Genomic DNA, 19,109 nt, shown 5'->3' with positions numbered 1-19,109 from the left:
GGAGATCTGATGCCCCTGCCCTCCGAGCTCACGCCCGGCCCCGACCACGCCGCCTCTCTGGAGCCCGACGAGATGGCCACCCTGGTCGCCGGCGCGCGCCGGGTCAGCACCAGCCGATAGCCGACCTGGCGGATCGTCTCGACATCGGCGCCGCAGCCCTCGCACCGCGCCAGTTGGCGACGCAGCTGATAGACGGCCCGGCCCATGGCGCCGTCCACGACGTTCAGCCCATCCCACACCTGGGCCAACAGATCCTGGCGCGTCATCACCTGGCCCGGCCGCGCCGCCAGACAGACCAGCAGCCGCATCACCTTGGGCTCCAGCGTCACCACCGTCTCGCCCCGATGCATCCGGTTGCGCAGCGGCTCGACCGTCCAGTCGCCCAGGCGCAAGGGCGTCATACGCGTCGGGTCGGGTGCGGGTTTCGTCATGGCGGCCTCCCTGTCCGAGCCGCAGGAGAGCCGTCGATCAGGGCGATAGAGTGACGCTATTTTCCGGCCGTCTCGAACAGGTCGCGGATCGGCGCCCAGGTGCGGCGATGCTCGGGGCACGGCCCCAGCGCCCTCAAAGCCTTCATGTGGGCCGGCGCGCCATAGCCCTTGTGCGCGGCGAAGCCATAGCCGGAGTAAAGGCCGTCCAGTTCGACCATCCAGCGGTCCCGCGCCGTCTTGGCCAGGATCGACGCCGCCGCGATCGACAGCGACCGGCCGTCGCCGCCCACCACCGGCTGGACCACGCACGGCAGAACGAACCGGTAGTTGCCATCGACCAGCGCCGTCTTCGGCGCGATGCCCAATCCCTCGACCGCCCGGCGCATGGCCAGTCCGGCGGCATGCAGGATGTTCAGCTCGGCGATCTCGTCCACCGAGGCGAAGCCGACGGCCCAGGCGCGGGCGCGTTCCTTGATCTGCACCTCCAGCGCCTCGCGCCGTCGCGCGGTCAGGGCCTTGGAATCGTCCAGTCCCGGCGGAATGTCGGCCGGGTCCAGGATCACCGCCGCCGCCGACACCGGCCCGGCCAGCGGCCCCCGCCCCGCCTCGTCCACCCCGCACACCGGCCCGCCGCCGACATCCAGCACCGCCTGCTCCAGAAAAAAATCCGGCGCCGCGCGCCCGCGCGTGCTCATGCCCCCATGGCCCGCACGGCGGCGTGACGAGGACAGGTCGCGACGTGATCGTTGACCATCCCCGTCGCCTGCATCGAAGTAACTACAGTTGGCATATCGAGTGACATCACATCTTGCCGAGAGCGGACCCGCTAGCAACCCTAGATGGGTAGGAAGCGGACCTAAGGAGTGACCTGAACCCAGATTGTCGGGACGCTATATTTCAGTGCCCATACCTGTGCCGCAGCCAATGCTCTTTCGAGCGAAATGTCGTCTTCAATCAATGAGCCGTATCCCACCCACTCGCCGCTGGCCTTCCACGAGGCACCGGTGCCGAAGAACCGACCATCCCCAGAAGCTTCGATGACCAGCCACGGTTGATCGTCGCCTACATCTGGCATCTGCTCGCCGGGAGAGAGGTAAATGATCTCGGTCACGCCCCTACATTCTCGCAGCCTCTCAATGTCCGCAACGGGTCGGAAGCGGACAGCTACAAAATACCAGATGTCAGGCCTTGGCGGCGAACGTCCGCGAGACTCCCATCGTGCGAACCTCTTCATGGCGGAAGCATGAGCGGGGATGATCGTTGACCATCCCCGTCGCCTGCATGAAGGCGTAGACGATCACCGGGCCGCAGAAGTTGAAGCCCCGCGCCTTCAGCGCCTTGGCCATGGCGACCGATTCCGGGGTCTGGGCCGGCACGTCGGCCAGGGTGGCGCGCGCGCCCTGGATCGGCCGCCCGTCCACGAACGACCACAGCCAGGCCGAGAAGTCTTCGCCTCGGTCCTGCATCTCCAGAAAGATCTGCGCCCCGCGAATGGCGCTGTCGATCTTGGCGCGCGAGCGGATGATCCCGGGGTCGGCCAGCAGCCGCGCGCGGTCCGCCTCGCCATAGGCCGCTACCTTGACCGGATCGAAGCCGTCGAAGGCGGCGCGCAGGGTTTCGCGTTTCCTCAGGATGGTGATCCAGGCCAGGCCCGCCTGAAAGCCATCCAGCACCAGCTTTTCCCACAGAGCGCGCGGGTCGTATTCGGGCACGCCCCATTCCTGGTCGTGATAGGCGACATACAGCGGGTCCGTGCCGCACCAGCCGCAACGCCCCAGGTTCGCATCCGATTCGATCATGGCCCCAGCATCCGCCCGCGGGCCGGGGCGCCGCAAGCGCGCGTCGTCATGTCTGGAAAGTCGTGGCGGACCGTCGGTTTCTGGCATTAGGCTGGGACCACGGATGGGGGAAGTCGGTCATGCGCGTCGGGGTCTGGTTTCTGATCGCCTTTCTGGGGCTGGCGGTGCCGGTCGCGGCCCAGGCGCCTGCACCGTCCGTTTCGCTGGAAGCCGTGGCCATGGCGGTGGACGCCGGCGACCTGGACGCCCTGCGGGCCGCCTCGGCCGATGCGGCGCTGATCGACCGGCTGCGCGCCTCGGACCCCGACACCCTGATCGAACTGCAGCTGGCCCTGGCCCAGGCCTATGCCGAGGCGGGGCTGACCGCCGACGCCGTCGCCGCCTATGAGCAGGCGCTGGTCTCGATGATGACCTTCCGGGGTCAGGGCCATATCTCGATGATCGAGCCGCTGGAGGCGGTGGCCGAGCTTCAGGCTGATCCGGCCAAGCGCGCCCAGTGGCTTCAGGCCGCCTTCGACATTCGCGAACGGGTTTGGGGCCAGACCAATCCCAATCTGGATGTCTATCGCGCGCGCCTGAATACGGCGCGCGAGGCGGCGGGGCTGGAGGCCCTCATCCCCAGCGGCGGCATTCGCGCGGGCGACCCGAATTTCGATCTGGTCGATGTCTATTACGCCACCCACCGCCTGCCGACCGGTCGGCCCGAACCGGCCCAGGCCTATGCCGGGCGGCGCGGCCCCATGGCCTTTGGCGTGGCGGAAGTCAGCGTGCCGCGCGACCGGGCGCCGGGTTCGATCCCCCGCCCCTCGGTCTGGACCTTCGAGTTCCGGCCCGATCCGAACCGGCACATGATCCTGAACTCCGTGACGCCGATCACCGACCGCGACAGCTTCTTCACCCGGGTGACCCAGGTGGTGGCCGACAGCGAGCGCAAGGAGGCCTTCGTCTTCGTGCACGGCTACAACACCAGCTTCGAGGGCGCGGCCATCCGCGCGGCCCAGCTGGCGGTGGACATGCATCTGGACGGGGCGGCCATCCTGTATTCGTGGCCGTCGCGCGCCTCGCTGCTGGGCTATGGCGCCGACACCCGCACCGTGGCGGACGAGGCGCTGCTGGACGATGTGGCCGCCTTCCTGACTCAGGTGGCGAATGAAACGGGCGCCAACCGGGTGCATCTGGTGGCCCATTCCATGGGCAATCGCGTGCTGATGCGGGCGCTGGACCGGATCGCCACAGCCAACACCGACGGCAAGCCGACGTTCAACGAGGTGGTGCTGGCCGCCGCCGACGTGGGGGTGGACGAGTTCCAGGCTGTCTTCCCCCGCATCCTGCCGACCGGCGAACGCTTCACCCTTTATGCGTCCCAGCGCGACCGGGCGCTGCAGATCTCGGAACAGGTCAACACCATGCGCCGGGCCGGAGACGCGCGCAGCGTGGTGATCCAGCCGGGCTTGCAGACGGTGGACACCACCGCCGCCTCGGGCGGGCTGTTGGGCCATGACGATTTCGCCGGCAGCGCCCTGGCCGACTTCCGCGCCGTGATGTGGCTGTCGCTGGCGCCCGACCGGCGCTGCGTCCTGGAGACGGCCCAGAGCGACGGCGGCCGCTACTGGGCCTTCGGCGGCGGCGACTGCCCGGAGCAGGAGTTCCAGGAGGCGACCGAACTGGTGCGCGCCACCGGCGCCATCGACCGCGCCCTGGCCAAGCTGGATGAAGACATCTCCAAGGCCGCCATCGCGGCCCGCGCCTCTTTGATCCGCAAGCGCGAGCGGCTTCAGGCCATCTTCGGCGCGGCGGCTACGCCAGCCAGTCCGGCCGCCTGACCCGCACCGGCCGGCCCTCGGCGGTCAGATCGCCGTCGATCCGGTCCAGCCGCAGCAGGGCCATGGCCACACCGTCGCGTCCGGTCAGAACCTCGCCCGCGCGCAGGTCGCCGTTCAGCACCTCGCCCCCCGGCGCCGGGGCCGGGCCGTCGAAATGGATCGGCAGCATGCGGTTGCGGATGGCCCCGCGCCGCTTCATGCGCGAGGTCGTCTCCTGGCCGATGAAACAGCCCTTGTGAAAGTCGATGCCGTTCAGCAGGTCGAAATCCGCCTCGATCGGATAGCGCCGGTCCTGCTCGCCGTCCGCCGCCGGATCGGGCACGCCCAGCGACAGCCGGTGGGCGTGATAGGCCGCCTCGTCCGCGTCCGGCGTCGGGCCATCGCCCAGCCGCCGCCCGCCCAGGGCCGCCAGCCGTGGGTCGGGCGAAAAGCCGTCCGCCGCGTCCGGCCAGGACGCCAGCACGGGGCGGTCGTCAGCCTCGATCTGAACCTGGGCGCGCAGAAGATACAGGGTCAGCCGCTGCATCAACGCCGCCCGCCGTTCGGCCGCGACATCCAGAAGCACTCCGTCATCCTGGCCCCAGATGAACAGGTCGAACAGCAGGCGTCCCGGCGGCGACAGCAGCGCGCCGAACCGCACCTGTCCGAACCCCAGGCTCTCGACGTCCTGGGTCAACAGATTGTGCAGGAACGGCCGGGCGTCCGGGCCAGAGACCCGCACCAGGGCGCGCGATTGAAGACGGGCGATGGGCATGGCCGCAACATAGGCGTCCCGCCCTGGCCTTCAACGCCGGGCGTTGCTCAACCGCCCCGCCGCCTGGGCCGAAACAACGCCCAGCATCGCCAGTCGCTCGTCCGGAGTGTCGCGGAACAGGTCGCGGGCCAGTTCGCCCGACCTTTGCCGCATCCGCAGCACCAGGGCCTGACCGTCGGCGGTCAGGGCGGCCACCTTGCTGCGGCGATCGAACTGATGCGGCCGGCGCTCGATCAGGCCCGCGCGCTCCAGCGCCTCCATCTGGCGCGACACCCCGACCGCCGACAGACCCAGCCGCGCCGCCATCTCGCCCTGTGCCATGCCGCGCGATCCGGCCAACAGGTTCAGGGTCCGCATGTCCCCGTGCGCCAGGGCGCCATCGGCCAGGCCCCGCATCTCGTCGGCCACCCGCGCGCAGATGGCGTCGAAGGCGGCCAGGATGCCCAGCTCCAGGTCCGGGCGGCTGAACGGTTCGGGCGTCATGGCTGCGGCTCCCCCCAGAACGGCGCTGAGCCTGCTTATAACCTATGATTGTATTGCTGAGAATCCCTCAACGCTCGATGTGGCGCAGATACTGGGCCAAACACCGCTCCAGCGCCTGTAGCATCACCTCGCCCTGCGGCCCCGGGAGATCGCCCGCGCGGCACAGACCGACCAGATTGATCGCCGGGTTCAGCGCCCCTTCGGGCCAATATCGGGTGTGCATCAGGGCGTCGGCCATCGCGCACAGCAGGCCCAGCGCCCGACCCAGCATCGGCCGGTTCAAGGCCCCGCACGCCGTCAGCGCCGCCTCGGCCTCCAGGATCACGCGCTCCAGCGTCTGGTCCGGCGGCCGCTGGGCCGGATCGCGGCGCGCAAAAGCGTTCAGCCGTTCCAGCCGCAGATCCAGTTCGCGCCGGCAGTCGTCGCGGATCAGGTCCAGCCGCCGGTCGGCCGCCATCAGGGCGTGACGCGCGGTCAGGCCGCGTTCGGCCCCGACCATCTGTTCCAGGCGCAGTTCGATGCGGCGCGCCGTCAGGGCGGTCATGGCGTTTCCTTCACAGCGACACCTTCTGCGGCTTCATCAGGGTGTCGATCTCGTCTTGGGACATGTTGGGTTCGCTGGCCGCGCCGATCCGCGTCGACAGATCGTCATGTCGCCGCCCGCGCCCGCCGCCGGGTACGCCGTCGTTGCGGAAGCGGCGGTCCGGTCCAACATAGCCTTCGGTTTCGACGAACAGCCGCCCGGCGCGGCCGATCCACACGATCCGGTCCAGCAGCACCCGCGCGCTGATCGGCTTGATCAGCACGAAGCTGGCGCCGCAGTCGCGGGCCGTCTCGATCTGGCCTTGCGGCGTATGACCGGCCAGCAGCAGCATGGGCGCGGTGCGGTTCGGATCGCGCCCTTCCCGCCGCAGCCAGCGCACCAGTTCATAACCGGCTCCGTCCAGCCCTGCGTCGATCAGCATCAGGTCGAACGCCTGGGCCGCCGCCAGGGTGCGAAAGTCGTTCGCCGACTGGGCCCGCGAAATATTCTGGACCCCGAACCCCATCAGGATCTGCCCCAGAATATCCAGCCCCTGGGCGCTTTCGTCGGCGCACAGCACCCGCGCGGCCTTCAGGTCCAGCCGCAGCTCGCCATCCAGACCTGCCGCCGCGATCACCACAGCTCGGCCTCCCCTGCTGACGCCTGCATCTCCGCGACCCCCGCGCCCTCCAGCCGCCGCCCCAGGTCGCCCAGGTTCAGCCGTCCAACGGCGGCGGCGATGCGGGCCTCGGCCTCGTCGCCAGTGCCCTGGCCCAGGTCGCCGCACAGCTGCGACAGCTGGCGCAGATGCTGGCTCAGCCCGTCCAGCGACTGCACCGCCGCCATCTGCTGCGCTTTCAGCCTGCGCCCGTCCAGGGCGTCGCCGATGACCGTCTCCAGCCGTTCGGACGCGGCGGCCCAGTCCGACAGTTCGTCGCGCAGGGCCAGCATCAGTCGGGTCAGGGCCGGCGACATCAGAACAGCTCCACCTCGCCGCTGCCGGTGGCCGGCGCCGCCGCGGGCCGCTCCTGCGCGGCCAGGCCCGATCCATCGACCCGGTGCTGGCGCGCCCGGCCGGTGGTGGGCCAGAACTGGATGCGCCGGGCCGCATCGCCGCCCAGGCTGGCGGCCTCGACCACAATGTCCTCGTCGTTCAGGAAGCGGCGCACGAAGGCGGCGTTGCGCGCGCCGATATCCATCATGCCCGCCGTCATCCGTCCGCCGCCGAACACCTTGGCCCGGATGCGGTCGCGCCGCGCCCCCCGCGCCAGCAGGGCGTTGATCAGCAGTTCCATCGCCTGGACGCCATAGCGCCGGTCGGTCGCCGCGCCCTCAGACGCGCCATCCGGCGCCTCGGGCAGCAGAAAGTGGTTCATGCCCCCCACCCCCGCCGTTTCGTCCCACAGACAGGCCGAGACGCAACTGCCCAACAGGGTGGTCAGGCACACCTCCGGGTCGTCGCTGACCGCCTGGCCGCCCTGGACCACATGCAGGCGCCGCGCGTGAAAGGTCGCCGGTCGCGCCGTCACGTCAGCGCCCCGTAAACGCCCTCGATCTTCTGACGCAGGGTGGCCACGGTGAAAGGCTTGACCAGATAGTTGTTGACCCCGAACTGCACCGCTCGCTGGACCAGATCGCCATCGGCGCGCCCGGTCAGCATGATGAAGCCGACGCCCTTCAGCTGGGGCGCCGACCGCACGGCCCGCAGCAGGCCCAACCCGTCGAGCTTGGGCATGTTGTAGTCCGAAATCACCAGATTGGCGGGCGCGGACAACAGCTGGCGCAGGCCATCCTCGCCGTCCACGGCGTCGCGCACATCGACGATGCCCAGTTCGCGCAGGCCATTGCGGACCAGGGCGCGGATGGTCTGCTGATCGTCGACGACCAGAACTTTCAGCGCGGCGGCGGCGGGCATCAGGCGGTTCCTTTCCGGGCGGCCGCGGCCAGGACGGCCGGGGCGAGGCGATGAAGGGGCAACTGGGTCTGGACGGCGCCGATCTCGGCGGCGACGCGGGGCATGCCGAAGACGACACAGGTGGCCTCGTCCTGGCCGAAGGTGGCGCCGCCCGCACTGCGGATGGCCATCAGGCCCTCGGCCCCGTCGCGGCCCATGCCGGTCATCAGCAGGCCGATGGCGCGCGCGCCGGCCGCCTCGGCCAACGACCCGAACAGCACATCGACAGACGGGCGATGGCCGCTGACCAGATCGCCTTCCGACAGATGGATCGTCAGGTTCGACCCGGCGCCGCGCACCTGCATATGGCGTGCGCCGCCCGGTGCGATGTGGACCCAGCCGGGGCGCAGGGCCTGGCCGTCCTGGGCCTCCACCACGCGCGGCGCGCAGGCGCGGTCCAGCCGGGCGGCGAAACCGCCGGTGAAGGCGGCGGGCATGTGCTGGGTCACCACCGTGGGCGGACAGTCGGCCGGAAAGGCGCCCAGCACGGTCATCAGCGCCTCCACCCCGCCGGTTGAGGCGCCGATGGCCACCACCCGGTCGCCGGGGCGATAGGCGGCGGGGCGTTCGACCGCAGGGGGCGCGGCCGGGCGGGCCGACACCCGCGCCTCGGCCGCCGCCGCCACGATGGCGGCCAGGGCGTCGAAGGCCCCCGGCTGGGTCGAGGTCGGCTTGCCCACGCAGTCGACGGCCCCCAGCTCCAGCGCCGCCAGGGTCGCATCCGCCCCCCGCTGCGTCAGGGTCGAGACCATGACCACCGGCATGGGTCGCAGCCGCATCAGCCGGTCCAGGAACTCCAGCCCGTTCATATTGGGCATTTCGACGTCCAGCGTCAGGACATCGGGCGCCAGGGCGCGGATCGCCTCGCGCGCCTGCAGCGGGTCGCCCGCCTCGCCCACCACCTCCAGCCCCGGATGACGATCCAGGGCAGCGCGGATCAGGGCGCGCATGGTCGGGGAATCGTCGACGATGACGACGCGGCGCGGCCTCATGCGTCGCTCCGGCGATAGACGGTCAGGCCGTCGGGCGTCAGCAACGGCGTCTCGGCCCGCTCGGAATGGCCGATGTACAGCCGCCCCGCCGGGGTCAGCCGCTGGGCGAACCGGGTCCACAGTTTCGCCTGGGTCGCGTCGTCGAAATAGATGGCCACGTTGCGGCAGAAGATGGCGTCGAACACGCCGGTCATCGGCCAGTCGGCATGCAGGTTCAGCACCCCGAACCGCACCAGGGCGCGCGCATCGTCGGCGATGCGGGTGCGGCCGTCCTTTCGCACCAGTCCGCGCGCGGCCAGATCGGGCGGCGTCGGGGCCAGATCGTCTTCGGAATAGTCGGCGGCGCGGGCGTGGGCGACGACCTGGGGGTCGATGTCGGTCGCCAGGATGCGCACGTTCAGCTCGGCCGCCTCGGGCAGTTCGGCCAGCACCGCCATGGCCATGGAATAGGGCTCGTGCCCCAGCGAACACCCCGCCGACCACAGCCGCACCCGCCCACCGGCCCGCGCGGCCGGCGCCAGGGCCTGTCGCACCTGGCGGCGCAGCAGGTCGAAATGATGCGGTTCACGGAAGAAGCGGGTGACATTGGTGGTCAGGGCGCTGAGCAGGGCCGCGCGCTCGTCGGCCGCCTGCGGCCCGTCCAGCCGCGCGCGATAGGCGGCGAAGTCGTCCAGCCCCAGCACCCGCAGCCGCTTGGCCAGGCGCGAATAGACCAGGGTCGCCTTGGCCGGTTGCAGATGGATGCCCGAGACGTCGTATAGGATGGCCGCGATGGCGTCGAAATCCGCCTGGGTGAACGGAAACTCGCCGTCCACAAGCACGGTCGGCGATGCGGTCTGGCGCAGGGCGCTCATGCCGCCTCCTCGACCTCGGTCTCGGGCAACAGACCGTCCAGGGCGATCAAGCTGATCATCCGGCCATCCACGGGAATGACGCCCTTGACGAAGGCGCGCACCACCTCGCAGGCGATGTCCGGCGTCGGCTGGATCATCTCCTCGGCCACGCCCAGGATGTCGGACACCGCCTCGACCAGAAGGCCGACGGTCCTCAGACCGACACGGGCCACGATGATGACGTGCCGCGCCTCCGGCTCGGTCGTCCCCAGGCCCAGCCGCGCGCCCAGATCGACGATGGGCAGCACCGCTCCGCGCAGGTTGATGACCCCCCGCACATAGGCCGGCGCCAGCGGCAGGGGGGTGGCCGGCGACCAGCCGCGGATCTCGCGCACGGCGCGGATGTCGACGCAGAATTCCTGGTCCCCGATGCGGAAGGCGATCAGTTCGCGGGGGGGCGTGTCGGTCTGGCTCATGACGGCTCTCAGCTGGCCTGTGCGAGGGGTTGCGGTCGAGGGGCGGAACCGGCGCGGCGGCGCGTGGCGATCAGGCCGTCCACATCCAGGATCAGCGCCACCCGCCCGTCACCCAGAATGGTGGCGGCGGCGACGCCTTCGACCTGGCGATAGTTCTGCTCCAGGCTCTTGATCACGACCTGACGCTGGCCCTGGATGGCGTCGACCCGCAGCGCCGCCAGCCCGCCCAGCTCGCTTTCGACCAGCAGGGTGACGCCGCCCGGCGGGCCCTCGGCCGCAGCGCCACGCCAGCCCAGAACCCCGCCGATGTCGATCAGGGGCGCATGGCCGCCGCGCACCGCCAGCACGGTTCCGCCCGGCCCCAGCGGACGGATGTCGGCGGCCTTGGGCTGCAGCGTCTCGACGATGACGCTGATGGGCACCACCAGCGTGTGATCGCCCACGGTCACCACCATGCCGTCCAGCACCGCCAGCGTCAGCGGCAGGCTGAGGGTGAAGGTCGAGCCCAGACCCGGCCGCGAGGTGATGACGATCCGCCCGCCCAGGGCCTGGATCGAGCGTTTGACCACATCCATGCCCACGCCCCGGCCCGAGATGTCGGACACCGCCTCGGCGGTCGAAAAGCCGGGGGCGAAGATCAGATTGTCGATCTCTTCGTCGGTCAGCACGGCGTCGGCGGCGATCACGCCCCGGTCCACGGCGATGGCCCGCACCCGCTCGCGGTCAATCCCGCGCCCATCGTCCGCCACCTCGATGACGATGCGGCCGGATCGGTGCTGGGCGCTGAGGCGGACGGTCCCCTCCTCGGCCTTGCCGGCGGCATGGCGCGCCTCGGGCGCCTCCAGCCCGTGGTCGATGGCGTTGCGGATCATGTGGGTGATCGGCTCGGACAACCGTTCGATCACCGTCTTGTCCACCTCGGTGCCTTCCCCGTCGGTGACCAGACGCACCCGCTTGCCGGTGGCGGCCGCGACCTCGCGCACCAGGCGCGGCATGCGCTGGAACACCGACTTCACCGGCTGGGCGCGGATGGCCATGACGCTGTCCTGAATCTCGCGCGTCAGCTGCTCCAGGTCGTCCAGGCCCACCGCCACGGCGCCGTTGCGCGCCAGGCCCGCCTCATTGACCCGCTGGGCCAGCATGGCCTGGTTGATGACCAGTTCGCCGACCAGATCGATCAGCCGATCCACCCGCTCCAGATCGACGCGGATGGTGGTCTGTACCAACGGCTCGCCGCCGCCCGACGACGGAGCGGCCGCCACCGCGACAGGCGTTTCCGCCGCCGTGACGGGCGCAGCTTCGACCGGCGTCGCCTCCAGCATCAGCCGGGCCAGCAGGGCCTCGGTGTCCGCATCGCCGCCGGCGTCCGGCGCCGTGATCGTCAGGTCGCAATCGCCCTCGACGAACTCGAACACCTCGCGGATGCGGGCCTCGTCCACCTCCGGCCCCGCCGTCAGCTGAACCTGAAACGTCAGCAGCGGCGTTTCGGCGTCGAAGGCGTCCAGGCCGGTCAGGGCGTCCATATCCAGCCGGGCCTCGACGTCTCCCAGCCGCTCCAGCTCGCGCAGCAGCAGCAGGCCGTCGTTGGCGTTGCGATAAAGCGCCGCCAGAGGCGTGAAGCGCACCCGCCATTCGCCCGTCGCGCCCGAAGGTTCGTCCAGCGACAGGGCGGCCGGGACAAAGCCGAAATCCGGCTCCTCATCGGCCGCGCCGCCGCCAGCCTCGACGCCCGCCAGCCGTTCCAGCTCGCCCGCGACGACGGCGGCCGCCGTCTGGTCCACGGCCGGGCCGCCCTTGGCCGCGGTGACATGGTCGCTCAGCACGTCGGCGGCGCGCAGCATCAGGGCGGTCTCGTCCGGCCCGGCGGCCAGACGCCCGGTCCGCACCTCGTCCAGCGTGGTCTCGAATACGTGGGCGAACCGCACCAGATCGTCCAGGCCGAACGCCCCGGCCCCGCCCTTGACCGAATGGACGGCGCGGAACACGGCGTTGACCGTCTCGCCGTCCCCGGCCCCGGTTTGCAGATCCAGCAGGCCCGCCTCCAGGTCCGACAGCAGTTCGTCGCACTCCTGGAAGAAGGTGGCCCGGATCGCCTCCATCGGATCGACGCTCATCGGATCAGGCCGCCACCCGCCGCACCGCCTCGACCAGCTTTTCCGGGTCGAACGGCTTGACGATCCAGCCGGTGGCCCCCGCCTGGCGCGCGCGCTGTTTCTTGTCGGGGTCGCTTTCGGTGGTCAGCACCAGGATCGGCGTGGCGCCGTGGCGCGCATCGCGTCGCACCCCCTCGATGAAGCCGAAACCATCCAGGTTGGGCATGTTGATGTCGGTGATGATGACGTCCGGCGCGCTGTCTTTCAGCACCTCCAGCCCGTGGGCGCCGTCCACTGCCTGCACCACGGTGAAGGCCGCGTCGTTCAGCGCCAGTTTCAGCATGTCGCGCATGGTGCGGCTGTCGTCGACGGTCAGAACCAGCTTGCTCACGCGGCGTCTCCGTTCACGGCGGTCTGAAGATCCAGGCGGGTGAAGGCGTCCAGCACCGGCGCCGACGGATCGGTCAGGCGCAGGCGTCGCCCGTCCTGGCCCCAGGTGCGGAAGGCCGACAGCAGCAGTTGCAGACCCAGGCCGTTCATCCGCGTCACGCCGGCGCCGTCCAGGTCCAGATCCTGTCCCCTGAAACCCAGGATGGCGTCGCGCACCGCCGTCAGACCCGCGCCCTCCAGCCGGTCAGGCAGCCCATAGACGGCGGTCATCAGAACTCCTCCCACTCGGCTTCGGCGCTGGGCTTCAAGGCCAGGGCGCCGTTGGTGCGCGGTGCGGTGCGCGGCGCCGACCATTCGCGGGCGAACTCGGCGATGCGCGAGCGGGGCTGTTGCAAAGCCGGGTTCTCGGCCGGCGCGGGGGCCGCGACCGGCGCCGCGGCGGCCGAGGACGACAGCCGGAACCGCCCGACCAGCCGCGCCAGCTGTTCGCTTTCCTGGGTCAGGCTGTGGCTGGCGGCGGTCGATTGCTCGACCATGGCCGCATTCTGCTGGGTCGCCTGATCCATCTGGTTCACGGCGGTGTTGACCTGGCCCAGGGCGGTCGACTGTTCCTGGGCCGAGGCGGTGATTTCGGCCATCAGGCCGTTGATCTCCTGCACCTTGCCGACGATGGCGGTCAGGGCCTGGCCCGTTTCGCCCACCAGTCCGACGCCCGCCTTGACCTGGGTGGTCGAGGCCGAGATCAGCGACTTGATCTCCTTGGCCGCCTCGGCCGAGCGCTGGGCCAGGGCCCGCACCTCGGACGCCACGACCGCGAACCCCTTGCCCGCATCGCCCGCCCGCGCCGCCTCGACGCCGGCGTTCAGGGCCAGCAGATTGGTCTGGAAGGCGATCTCGTCGATCACGCCGATGATCTGGCTGATCTGGTCGGCCGAGCGTTCGATGTCGCCCATGGCCTGGACCGCGCGGGTCACCACCTCGCCCGAGCGTTCGGCGTCGTCGCGCGCCGCCTGCACCGCCTGACCCGCGCGTCCGGCGCCCTCGGCCGTCTTGCGCACCGTGGCGGTGATCTGGTCCAGAGCGGCGGCGGTCTGCTCCAGGGTCGCGGCCTGCTGTTCGGTGCGGCGCGACAGGTCGTCGGCCGCCTGACTGATTTCGCCGGCGCCCGAACGCATGGCGGTCGTGTTCGAGGCGATCTCGGACATCGCCGCCTCCATCCGACCCATGGCGGCGTTGAAGTCGGTCTTCAGCTGTTCATAATCGCCGTCGAAGGCCGCCGTGATCCGCGCCGTCAGGTCGCCTTCGGCCACGCTGGCCAGGGCGCGGGCGGTTTCGCCGACCACCAGGGCCTGGGCCTCGTTCGCCGCCTCGCGCTCGGCCTCGATGGCGGTGATGTCGGTGGCCAGCTTGACCACCTTCTCGGGCACGCCGTCCGCGCCGGGGATCGGGCAATAGGTCGCCAGCAGCATGACCTTGCGGCCGTGCTTGTCGAAGCGGGTGAATTTCTCGGTCGAGGCCTTGCCCAGCCGCAGCTGTTTCCAGAAGGCGCGATAGTCGTCGCTGCGGCCGTATTCGCGGTCCACGAACATGCGGTGGTGCTGGCCCACGATCTCGTCCAGGCCATAGCCCATGGTCTTAAGGAAGGCGTCGTTGGCCTTCAGGATGCGGCCGTCGGGGTCGAACTCGATCACCGCCTGGGCGGTGTCCACGGCGGTGACCAGGCCCTGCATAGTCTCCATGGCGCGGCGGGTTTCCTCCTGGGCCGCCTTGCTGGCCGCCTCGGCCTGGGCGCGCGCGCTCTCGGCCGCTTCCAGATAGGTGGAGATGACGAAGTCCATGTCGATCATGGCCGCCTTGACCACCGCGCCCAGCGTCCGGCCCAGAGCGGCGCCGTCGTCGGCCCGGCCCCAGCGCGAACGCCCGGCCGCATGGTCGCGCACCAGCGCCTGGATCAGTCCGTCCAGAACCAGAGCATAGCCGCCGATGTACCAGCGCGGCTCCAATCCAATGCGGGCGTGGGTGGCGCCGATGCGCTGGACGCTATCCAGATAGGCGCCGTCGAACCGGCCCGCGGCGATGCCGGCCCAGTGCCGCTCCTGCGCCGCCTTGGCCCCGGCGATCCGCCCTTCGCCGTCGAAGAAGCGCGCCACTTCGGGATAGCGCCGGACCTGGTCGTAGAAGGCGTCCAGACTGGCCGGCAAAGCCCCGGCCACGACCGGCTGGCTGCGCGCCAGGGTGGATTGGGCGTCGGCGTCCAAGCCGACGAAGGACAGGCGTTCCTGAAGGGCGATCTGGTCTGACATCTGGCGTCCCGCGATGATGGATCGCGTTCACCATGAGCGAGTCGTTTAAACCTATGGTTGCATTTCATTTCACCCTGAAACCATCCGCCGCAGTTTCGCCCGCCCGCTCGTCGGCGTATGCACGAAGGTGACAGGAGCAAAGGCCGCCATGGACATCCGCACCCTCGAAGAGCGTCTGCACGTCTCGCCCCAGATCCGGCTGGAGGACCTGCCGTCCATTGCGGGGCGCGGCTATGGCGCGGTGATCTCCAACCGCCCCGATGGCGAAGAGCCGGACCAGCCCACGGCCGATCAGGTGCGCCAGGCAGCGGAAGCGGCGGGTCTGGCCTTTGTGCATATTCCGGTGCGCGGCGCCTTTCCGGCCGAAGAGGTCGCGCGCTTCTCCGAGGCGCTGGAGACCCTGCCGGGACCGGTGTTCGGCTTCTGCCGGTCCGGCACGCGCACCACCTTCATGTGGGCCTTGTCACAGGCGGGCCAGCGCCCCGCCGACGAAATCATCGCCCGCGCCGCGGCCGCCGGCTACGACGTTTCGCCTCTTGCGTCGCAACTACAGGGTTAATATTCCCGCGCCCGTTGAAAGCGGAAACCATAGATTTTTCAATCTTGTCGAACACAAGCAAAGGTTGGATAATCGCGGTTCGGTGATGGCCGACGCCTTAGGGGGCAGCGTCCATAACTTGAGTCAGTAAGTGTCAGTTGCGAGTATGAACGCCGGACAACGGCCGTGTCAGGTTCGGTTCTTCCGGGCTCAGCCATTCCCCACCTCGACGCCGATAACGGCGTTTGAGTGGGGGGCTAGACCATGAAGGTCGCCATCGTCGCGGGCACCCGCCCGGAAGTCATCAAAATGGCGCCCGTGCATGCGGCGCTGAAGGCGCACAGCCGGTTCGAACCGGTGTGGGTCTCCACCGAACAGCAGGGCGAGCTGAACCGCCAGGCCCTGCTGGACCTGGGCGTCACGCCGGACGTGCGCCTGGCGCCGCCGTCGCCGGAACGGTCGGTCGGCGGCCGGTTCGCCCAGATCATGGATCGGCTGGACGACGCCTTCGCGCGGATCGATCCCGACATGGTTCTGGTTCAGGGCGACACCTCCAGCACCGGCGCCGGGGCCATGGCCGGCTTCGCCCGCCGCATTCCAGTGGGCCATGTCGAGGCGGGCCTGCGCACCTTCGACCTGGACCGCCCCTTCCCCGAAGAGGCCTGGCGCTGTGTCGTGGGCCAACTGGCGGCCGTGCATTTCGCGCCGACCCAGGCGGCGGCCGACAATCTGAAGCGCGCCGGCGTGGCGCCGGACCGCATCCACATCACCGGCAACACCGGCATCGACACCGTGCGCCTGATGGGCGACCGGATCACGCCGGCGCCCCTGACCGACGGCCTGCGCCGCATCCTGGTGACCCTGCACCGGCGCGAGAACTGGGAGACGGGTCTGGAGGGCGTGCTCCAGGCGCTGATCGCCCTGCGCGACCGCCTGCCGGATGTGGAGATCGTCTTCGTCGCCCACGCGAATCCCCTGCTGAAAGAACGGGTTTGGGCCTATCTTGGCGACCAGCCCCGCATTCGGATCATCGGCCCGTTGGATTACCCCGTCTTCATCGCCCAGCTGAAAAGCGCCACCCTGGTCCTGTCCGATTCCGGCGGGGTCCAGGAAGAGGCGCCCGTGTTCGGCGCCCCGGTTCTGGTGCTGCGCGAATCTACCGAGCGGATGGAAGCGGTCGAAGCCGGCGTGGCCCGCCTGGTCGGGGTCGATCCCGACGCCATCCTGCGCGAGGCGACGGCCCTGATGACCAATGAGCCGCAGCGCATGGAGATGGTGCGCGCCGTAAGCCCCTTCGGCGACGGCCACGCCTCGGCCCGCATCGCGCGCATCATGGAAGGCGTTCTGATCCCGGAACGCGACGACCTGCAGATCCGGGCGGCGGTGTAAGACCATGATCGCGGGGGCGACCAACGAAATCCGCACGACCACGGCCGAGGCGACCGCCTGGCTGGCGACCCATGCGGCGTCCGGCCAGATCGAAGGTTGGGTGCTGGCCTACTGGAGCCTGCTGCAGATCGCGGTGATGGCGTCGGCGGTTCTGATCCTGGTCTCGTCGATCGACGACATGTTCATCGACTTGGCCTACTGGGTGCGGCGCATCATCCGCTTCTGCACCTTCTGGGTGCGGCCGCCCAAGCAGGAATGGCTGGATCGCCATCCGCAAAAGCGGATCGCCATCATGGTGCCCGCCTGGCAGGAATCCGACGTCATCGCCAATATGGTGGCCAACACCTTCAAGACGTTCGACTATCAGCAGTTCCACCTGTTCGTCGGCGTCTACGCCAACGACGCCGACACCCGGCGCGAGGTGGACAAGGTGCGCCGGCGCTTTCCGAATGTTCACCGGGCCGAGGTGCCGCACGACGGCCCGACGTCCAAGGCCGACTGCCTGAACTGTATCGTCCAGAACATCCTGCTGCACGAACAGAAGACGGGCGAGATCTTCGATGTCTATCTGATGCACGACGCCGAGGACGTGGTGCATCCCTATGGGCTGAAGACGGTCAACTGGTTCATCGACGAAGCCGCCATGATCCAGATGCCGGTCCTGTCGATGGACCGCAAATGGACCAGCATGGTCGCCTGCCACTACATGGACGAGTTCGCCGAGGTTCACACCAAGGATCTGCCGGTGCGGTCGGCCCTGTCGGGCATGACGCCGTCGGCCGGTGTGGCCACGGCCTTCCACCGCGAGGCGATGAACGCCCTGGTGCGCGAAAAGAACGGCCAGCCGTTCAACACCGACAGCCTGACCGAAGACTATGACGTGGCCCACCGGCTCAGCGCCCTGGGCTATCATTCCGAGTTCGTGCGCTATCACGCCCGGATCGAGCGCACCCGCAAGGCCTGGTTCCGCAAGGGCGAAGTCACCTATCGCCGCCGCGAACTGGTGGCGACCAAGGAATTCTTCCCCGACAAATTCGCCACCAGCGTGCGCCAGAAGGCGCGCTGGATGCTGGGCATATCCCTGATGGGCTGGCAGCAGCTGGGCTGGTTCGGCGGGGCGATCAACCGCTATTACCTGTACCGCGACCGCAAGGCCCTGTTCACCGCGCCGACCGGCATGTTCGGCTATGTCATCGTGGCCCAGGTGCTGGGCATGTGGGGCATTGTGGCGATCTGGCCCCAGGCGGTCGATCTGCCGCCGATCATCGACCGGCCCTGGGTCTGGACGGTGGTGATGATCAACTTCCTGTTCCTGGTGAACCGCATCCTGCATCGCCTGTGGTTCACGCTCAGCAACCACGGCCTGAAGCATATGCCGCTGGCGCCAGTGCGGATCGTTATCTCGAACCTGATCGCCTTCGGGGCTTTCTGGCGGGCCATGCGGCAGTATCTGACCCATCTGATCACCCGCCGCCCGATCGCCTGGGACAAGACCCAGCACGCCTATCCGTCGCTGGAGGAGCTTCAGCAGGGCGCCGGGCGCCTGGGCGACACCCTGCGGTTCTGGAACCATGTGTCCGAGGCCGACCTGACCCACGCGCTGGAGGAACAGAAGCTCCACTACCGCCCGCTGGGCCTGATGCTGCTGGATCTGGGCGCGGTCGAGGACGAGTACCTGGCCGAGGCCTTCGCCGAACGGGGCGAAACCTACGCCTCCATGTTCGATCCGTTCCGCATCGACCCCGAGGTGCTGGCGCTGCTGACGCCCCAGGAAGCGGCCACCTATGGCGCGGTGCCGCTGCGCCGGACCAATGGCTCGGTCGACATCGCCCTGGCCGAGCCCCTGCCCGCGCCCATGCGGATCGAGCTGGAACGCACCCTGGGCCGGCGCGGGGTCAAGAACGCCCGCTTCCTGTTCGCCCCGCTCAGCGACATCGCCTTCGCCATCCGCTTCGCCTGGGACCGCGACGCCTTTGCGGACGTCCGCGCCCAGACGGCCCAGTTGCGCGCCTCGGGCGTCCTGGACGCCTCGCAGGAGGCGATGCTGTGGCGCACGGTCCGCGCCGGCTACGCCCGGCTGGGCGACCTTCTGGTGCGTGAAGGCGCCCTCAGCCACGCCGACCTGCAGTCGGCCCTGGCCGCCTCTCGCGCCAGCGGCCGGCCCCTGGCCGAAACCCTGATCGACATGGGTCTGGCCCCGCGTGAGCGGGTCGAGGCCGCCCTGAAGACCCAGAAGAGCGCGGCCTGGGTCAACCAGGCCCTGCTGGACGCCCTGAAATCCCCCGCCGCCGGCGAGCCGGAACCGGCCCCGCATGTGTGAGACCCCCG

Annotated in this window: 22 protein-coding genes and 1 pseudogene; 5 read left to right on the top strand and 18 right to left on the bottom strand. The window is 69.7% G+C overall.

Annotated elements, in window-relative coordinates; genetic code table 11:
• The first annotated feature begins 9 nt into the window (after window positions 1-9).
• A complete protein-coding gene (locus tag Q0581_RS14710) occupies window positions 10-120 on the top strand; it encodes an N-acetylneuraminate synthase family protein (RefSeq protein ID WP_366876468.1) in 111 nt (36 codons plus the stop codon).
• Between the two features lie 50 nt (window positions 121-170).
• On the opposite strand, the pseudogene Q0581_RS14705 reads toward Q0581_RS14710, so the two are convergent.
• The 4 genes and pseudogenes from Q0581_RS14705 to Q0581_RS02230 form a co-directional block, all read right to left on the bottom strand.
• Window positions 171-308 (bottom strand): annotated as a pseudogene (locus Q0581_RS14705) (winged helix-turn-helix domain-containing protein); the annotation flags it as partial.
• Window positions 309-487: 179 nt separating this feature from the next.
• Window positions 488-1,126: a ribonuclease HII gene (locus Q0581_RS02240; protein WP_298697179.1), complete on the bottom strand. Its 639-nt coding sequence runs from the start codon at window positions 1,124-1,126 to the stop codon at window positions 488-490.
• Between the two features lie 161 nt (window positions 1,127-1,287).
• Window positions 1,288-1,542: a hypothetical protein gene (locus Q0581_RS02235; protein WP_298697176.1), complete on the bottom strand. Its 255-nt coding sequence runs from the start codon at window positions 1,540-1,542 to the stop codon at window positions 1,288-1,290.
• A gap of 70 nt (window positions 1,543-1,612) precedes the next feature.
• Window positions 1,613-2,230, bottom strand: a complete 618-nt coding sequence (locus tag Q0581_RS02230; protein WP_298697174.1) for a DNA-3-methyladenine glycosylase I — start codon at window positions 2,228-2,230, stop codon at window positions 1,613-1,615.
• A gap of 119 nt (window positions 2,231-2,349) precedes the next feature.
• On the opposite strand from Q0581_RS02230, the gene Q0581_RS02225 reads away from it, so the two are divergent.
• Window positions 2,350-4,053, top strand: coding sequence for an alpha/beta fold hydrolase (locus tag Q0581_RS02225; protein ID WP_298697171.1), 1,704 nt, complete (start codon window positions 2,350-2,352; stop codon window positions 4,051-4,053).
• Here the strand turns inward: Q0581_RS02225 and Q0581_RS02220 are convergent.
• From Q0581_RS02220 to Q0581_RS02155, 14 genes are all read right to left on the bottom strand, one after another.
• Window positions 4,028-4,807 carry a folate-binding protein gene (locus Q0581_RS02220; RefSeq protein ID WP_298697168.1) on the bottom strand — a complete coding sequence of 260 codons (780 nt, stop codon included), beginning with the start codon at window positions 4,805-4,807 and terminating at the stop codon, window positions 4,028-4,030. The two genes, Q0581_RS02225 and Q0581_RS02220, sit on opposite strands and share 26 nt — an antisense overlap.
• Before the next feature lie 30 nt (window positions 4,808-4,837).
• Window positions 4,838-5,290, bottom strand: coding sequence for a MarR family transcriptional regulator (locus tag Q0581_RS02215; protein WP_298697165.1), 453 nt, complete (start codon window positions 5,288-5,290; stop codon window positions 4,838-4,840).
• Between the two features lie 67 nt (window positions 5,291-5,357).
• Window positions 5,358-5,834, bottom strand: a complete 477-nt coding sequence (locus tag Q0581_RS02210) for a hypothetical protein (protein WP_298697163.1) — start codon at window positions 5,832-5,834, stop codon at window positions 5,358-5,360.
• A gap of 10 nt (window positions 5,835-5,844) precedes the next feature.
• The gene (locus Q0581_RS02205; RefSeq protein WP_298697160.1) at window positions 5,845-6,450 is read right to left on the bottom strand and encodes a response regulator; all 606 of its coding nucleotides are present in this window, start codon (window positions 6,448-6,450) and stop codon (window positions 5,845-5,847) included.
• Entirely contained in the window at window positions 6,447-6,788 is a 342-nt protein-coding gene (locus tag Q0581_RS02200; RefSeq protein ID WP_298697156.1) for a hypothetical protein, read from the bottom strand. The genes Q0581_RS02205 and Q0581_RS02200 overlap by 4 nt, the downstream gene beginning before the upstream one ends.
• Complete coding sequence (locus Q0581_RS02195) at window positions 6,788-7,342, bottom strand: chemotaxis protein CheD (RefSeq protein ID WP_298697153.1); 555 nt, start codon at window positions 7,340-7,342, stop codon at window positions 6,788-6,790. Before Q0581_RS02195 ends, Q0581_RS02200 begins: the two co-directional genes overlap by 1 nt.
• Window positions 7,339-7,728 carry a response regulator gene (locus Q0581_RS02190; protein WP_298697150.1) on the bottom strand — a complete coding sequence of 130 codons (390 nt, stop codon included), beginning with the start codon at window positions 7,726-7,728 and terminating at the stop codon, window positions 7,339-7,341. Before Q0581_RS02190 ends, Q0581_RS02195 begins: the two co-directional genes overlap by 4 nt.
• Complete coding sequence (locus tag Q0581_RS02185; RefSeq protein WP_298697147.1) at window positions 7,728-8,759, bottom strand: chemotaxis response regulator protein-glutamate methylesterase; 1,032 nt, start codon at window positions 8,757-8,759, stop codon at window positions 7,728-7,730. Before Q0581_RS02185 ends, Q0581_RS02190 begins: the two co-directional genes overlap by 1 nt.
• Window positions 8,756-9,613: a protein-glutamate O-methyltransferase CheR gene (locus Q0581_RS02180; RefSeq protein ID WP_298697144.1), complete on the bottom strand. Its 858-nt coding sequence runs from the start codon at window positions 9,611-9,613 to the stop codon at window positions 8,756-8,758. The genes Q0581_RS02185 and Q0581_RS02180 overlap by 4 nt, the downstream gene beginning before the upstream one ends.
• Entirely contained in the window at window positions 9,610-10,068 is a 459-nt protein-coding gene (locus Q0581_RS02175; RefSeq protein WP_298697141.1) for a chemotaxis protein CheW, read from the bottom strand. The genes Q0581_RS02180 and Q0581_RS02175 overlap by 4 nt, the downstream gene beginning before the upstream one ends.
• Before the next feature lie 8 nt (window positions 10,069-10,076).
• Window positions 10,077-12,182 (bottom strand): chemotaxis protein CheA, encoded by a 2,106-nt coding sequence (locus Q0581_RS02170; RefSeq protein WP_298697139.1) that lies wholly within the window; start codon window positions 12,180-12,182, stop codon window positions 10,077-10,079.
• Window positions 12,183-12,186: 4 nt separating this feature from the next.
• Window positions 12,187-12,552 carry a response regulator gene (locus Q0581_RS02165; RefSeq protein ID WP_298697135.1) on the bottom strand — a complete coding sequence of 122 codons (366 nt, stop codon included), beginning with the start codon at window positions 12,550-12,552 and terminating at the stop codon, window positions 12,187-12,189.
• Window positions 12,549-12,821 carry an STAS domain-containing protein gene (locus tag Q0581_RS02160; RefSeq protein ID WP_298697133.1) on the bottom strand — a complete coding sequence of 91 codons (273 nt, stop codon included), beginning with the start codon at window positions 12,819-12,821 and terminating at the stop codon, window positions 12,549-12,551. Before Q0581_RS02160 ends, Q0581_RS02165 begins: the two co-directional genes overlap by 4 nt.
• On the bottom strand, window positions 12,821-14,854 hold the full coding sequence (locus Q0581_RS02155) for a methyl-accepting chemotaxis protein (protein WP_298697130.1): 2,034 nt from the start codon (window positions 14,852-14,854) through the stop codon (window positions 12,821-12,823). The genes Q0581_RS02160 and Q0581_RS02155 overlap by 1 nt, the downstream gene beginning before the upstream one ends.
• Window positions 14,855-15,002: 148 nt before the next feature.
• Between Q0581_RS02155 and Q0581_RS02150 the strand changes: the two genes are divergently transcribed.
• The 3 genes from Q0581_RS02150 to Q0581_RS02140 all read left to right on the top strand — a co-directional run bounded on the left by Q0581_RS02150 (window position 15,003) and on the right by Q0581_RS02140 (window position 19,101).
• Window positions 15,003-15,413, top strand: a complete 411-nt coding sequence (locus Q0581_RS02150) for a TIGR01244 family sulfur transferase (RefSeq protein ID WP_298697127.1) — start codon at window positions 15,003-15,005, stop codon at window positions 15,411-15,413.
• 243 nt (window positions 15,414-15,656) lie between these two features.
• Complete coding sequence (gene wecB / locus Q0581_RS02145; RefSeq protein WP_298697124.1) at window positions 15,657-16,781, top strand: UDP-N-acetylglucosamine 2-epimerase (non-hydrolyzing); 1,125 nt, start codon at window positions 15,657-15,659, stop codon at window positions 16,779-16,781.
• A 4-nt stretch (window positions 16,782-16,785) separates the two neighbouring features.
• Window positions 16,786-19,101: a glycosyl transferase family protein gene (locus Q0581_RS02140; RefSeq protein ID WP_298697121.1), complete on the top strand. Its 2,316-nt coding sequence runs from the start codon at window positions 16,786-16,788 to the stop codon at window positions 19,099-19,101.
• Window positions 19,102-19,109: the final 8 nt, after the last annotated feature.

This window comes from uncultured Brevundimonas sp. (assembly GCF_937863155.1).
Taxonomy (GTDB): Bacteria; Pseudomonadota; Alphaproteobacteria; order Caulobacterales; family Caulobacteraceae; genus Brevundimonas.
The sequence above is the reverse complement of the archived record's forward strand: the minus strand, read 5'-3'. Positions and strand labels throughout refer to the sequence as shown.

Coding starts and splice junctions, on each gene's coding strand:
- Q0581_RS14710 (WP_366876468.1), top strand. CDS start 10: ATGCCCCTGCCCTCCGAGCTCACGCCCGGCCCCGACCACGCCGCCTCT.
- Q0581_RS02240 (WP_298697179.1), bottom strand. CDS start 1,126: ATGAGCACGCGCGGGCGCGCGGCGCCGGATTTTTTTCTGGAGCAGGCG.
- Q0581_RS02230 (WP_298697174.1), bottom strand. CDS start 2,230: ATGATCGAATCGGATGCGAACCTGGGGCGTTGCGGCTGGTGCGGCACG.
- Q0581_RS02225 (WP_298697171.1), top strand. CDS start 2,350: ATGCGCGTCGGGGTCTGGTTTCTGATCGCCTTTCTGGGGCTGGCGGTG.
- Q0581_RS02220 (WP_298697168.1), bottom strand. CDS start 4,807: ATGCCCATCGCCCGTCTTCAATCGCGCGCCCTGGTGCGGGTCTCTGGC.
- Q0581_RS02215 (WP_298697165.1), bottom strand. CDS start 5,290: ATGACGCCCGAACCGTTCAGCCGCCCGGACCTGGAGCTGGGCATCCTG.
- Q0581_RS02210 (WP_298697163.1), bottom strand. CDS start 5,834: ATGACCGCCCTGACGGCGCGCCGCATCGAACTGCGCCTGGAACAGATG.
- Q0581_RS02200 (WP_298697156.1), bottom strand. CDS start 6,788: ATGTCGCCGGCCCTGACCCGACTGATGCTGGCCCTGCGCGACGAACTG.
- Q0581_RS02190 (WP_298697150.1), bottom strand. CDS start 7,728: ATGCCCGCCGCCGCCGCGCTGAAAGTTCTGGTCGTCGACGATCAGCAG.
- Q0581_RS02185 (WP_298697147.1), bottom strand. CDS start 8,759: ATGAGGCCGCGCCGCGTCGTCATCGTCGACGATTCCCCGACCATGCGC.
- Q0581_RS02180 (WP_298697144.1), bottom strand. CDS start 9,613: ATGAGCGCCCTGCGCCAGACCGCATCGCCGACCGTGCTTGTGGACGGC.
- Q0581_RS02175 (WP_298697141.1), bottom strand. CDS start 10,068: ATGAGCCAGACCGACACGCCCCCCCGCGAACTGATCGCCTTCCGCATC.
- Q0581_RS02170 (WP_298697139.1), bottom strand. CDS start 12,182: ATGAGCGTCGATCCGATGGAGGCGATCCGGGCCACCTTCTTCCAGGAG.
- Q0581_RS02160 (WP_298697133.1), bottom strand. CDS start 12,821: ATGACCGCCGTCTATGGGCTGCCTGACCGGCTGGAGGGCGCGGGTCTG.
- Q0581_RS02155 (WP_298697130.1), bottom strand. CDS start 14,854: ATGTCAGACCAGATCGCCCTTCAGGAACGCCTGTCCTTCGTCGGCTTG.
- Q0581_RS02150 (WP_298697127.1), top strand. CDS start 15,003: ATGGACATCCGCACCCTCGAAGAGCGTCTGCACGTCTCGCCCCAGATC.
- wecB (WP_298697124.1), top strand. CDS start 15,657: ATGAAGGTCGCCATCGTCGCGGGCACCCGCCCGGAAGTCATCAAAATG.
- Q0581_RS02140 (WP_298697121.1), top strand. CDS start 16,786: ATGATCGCGGGGGCGACCAACGAAATCCGCACGACCACGGCCGAGGCG.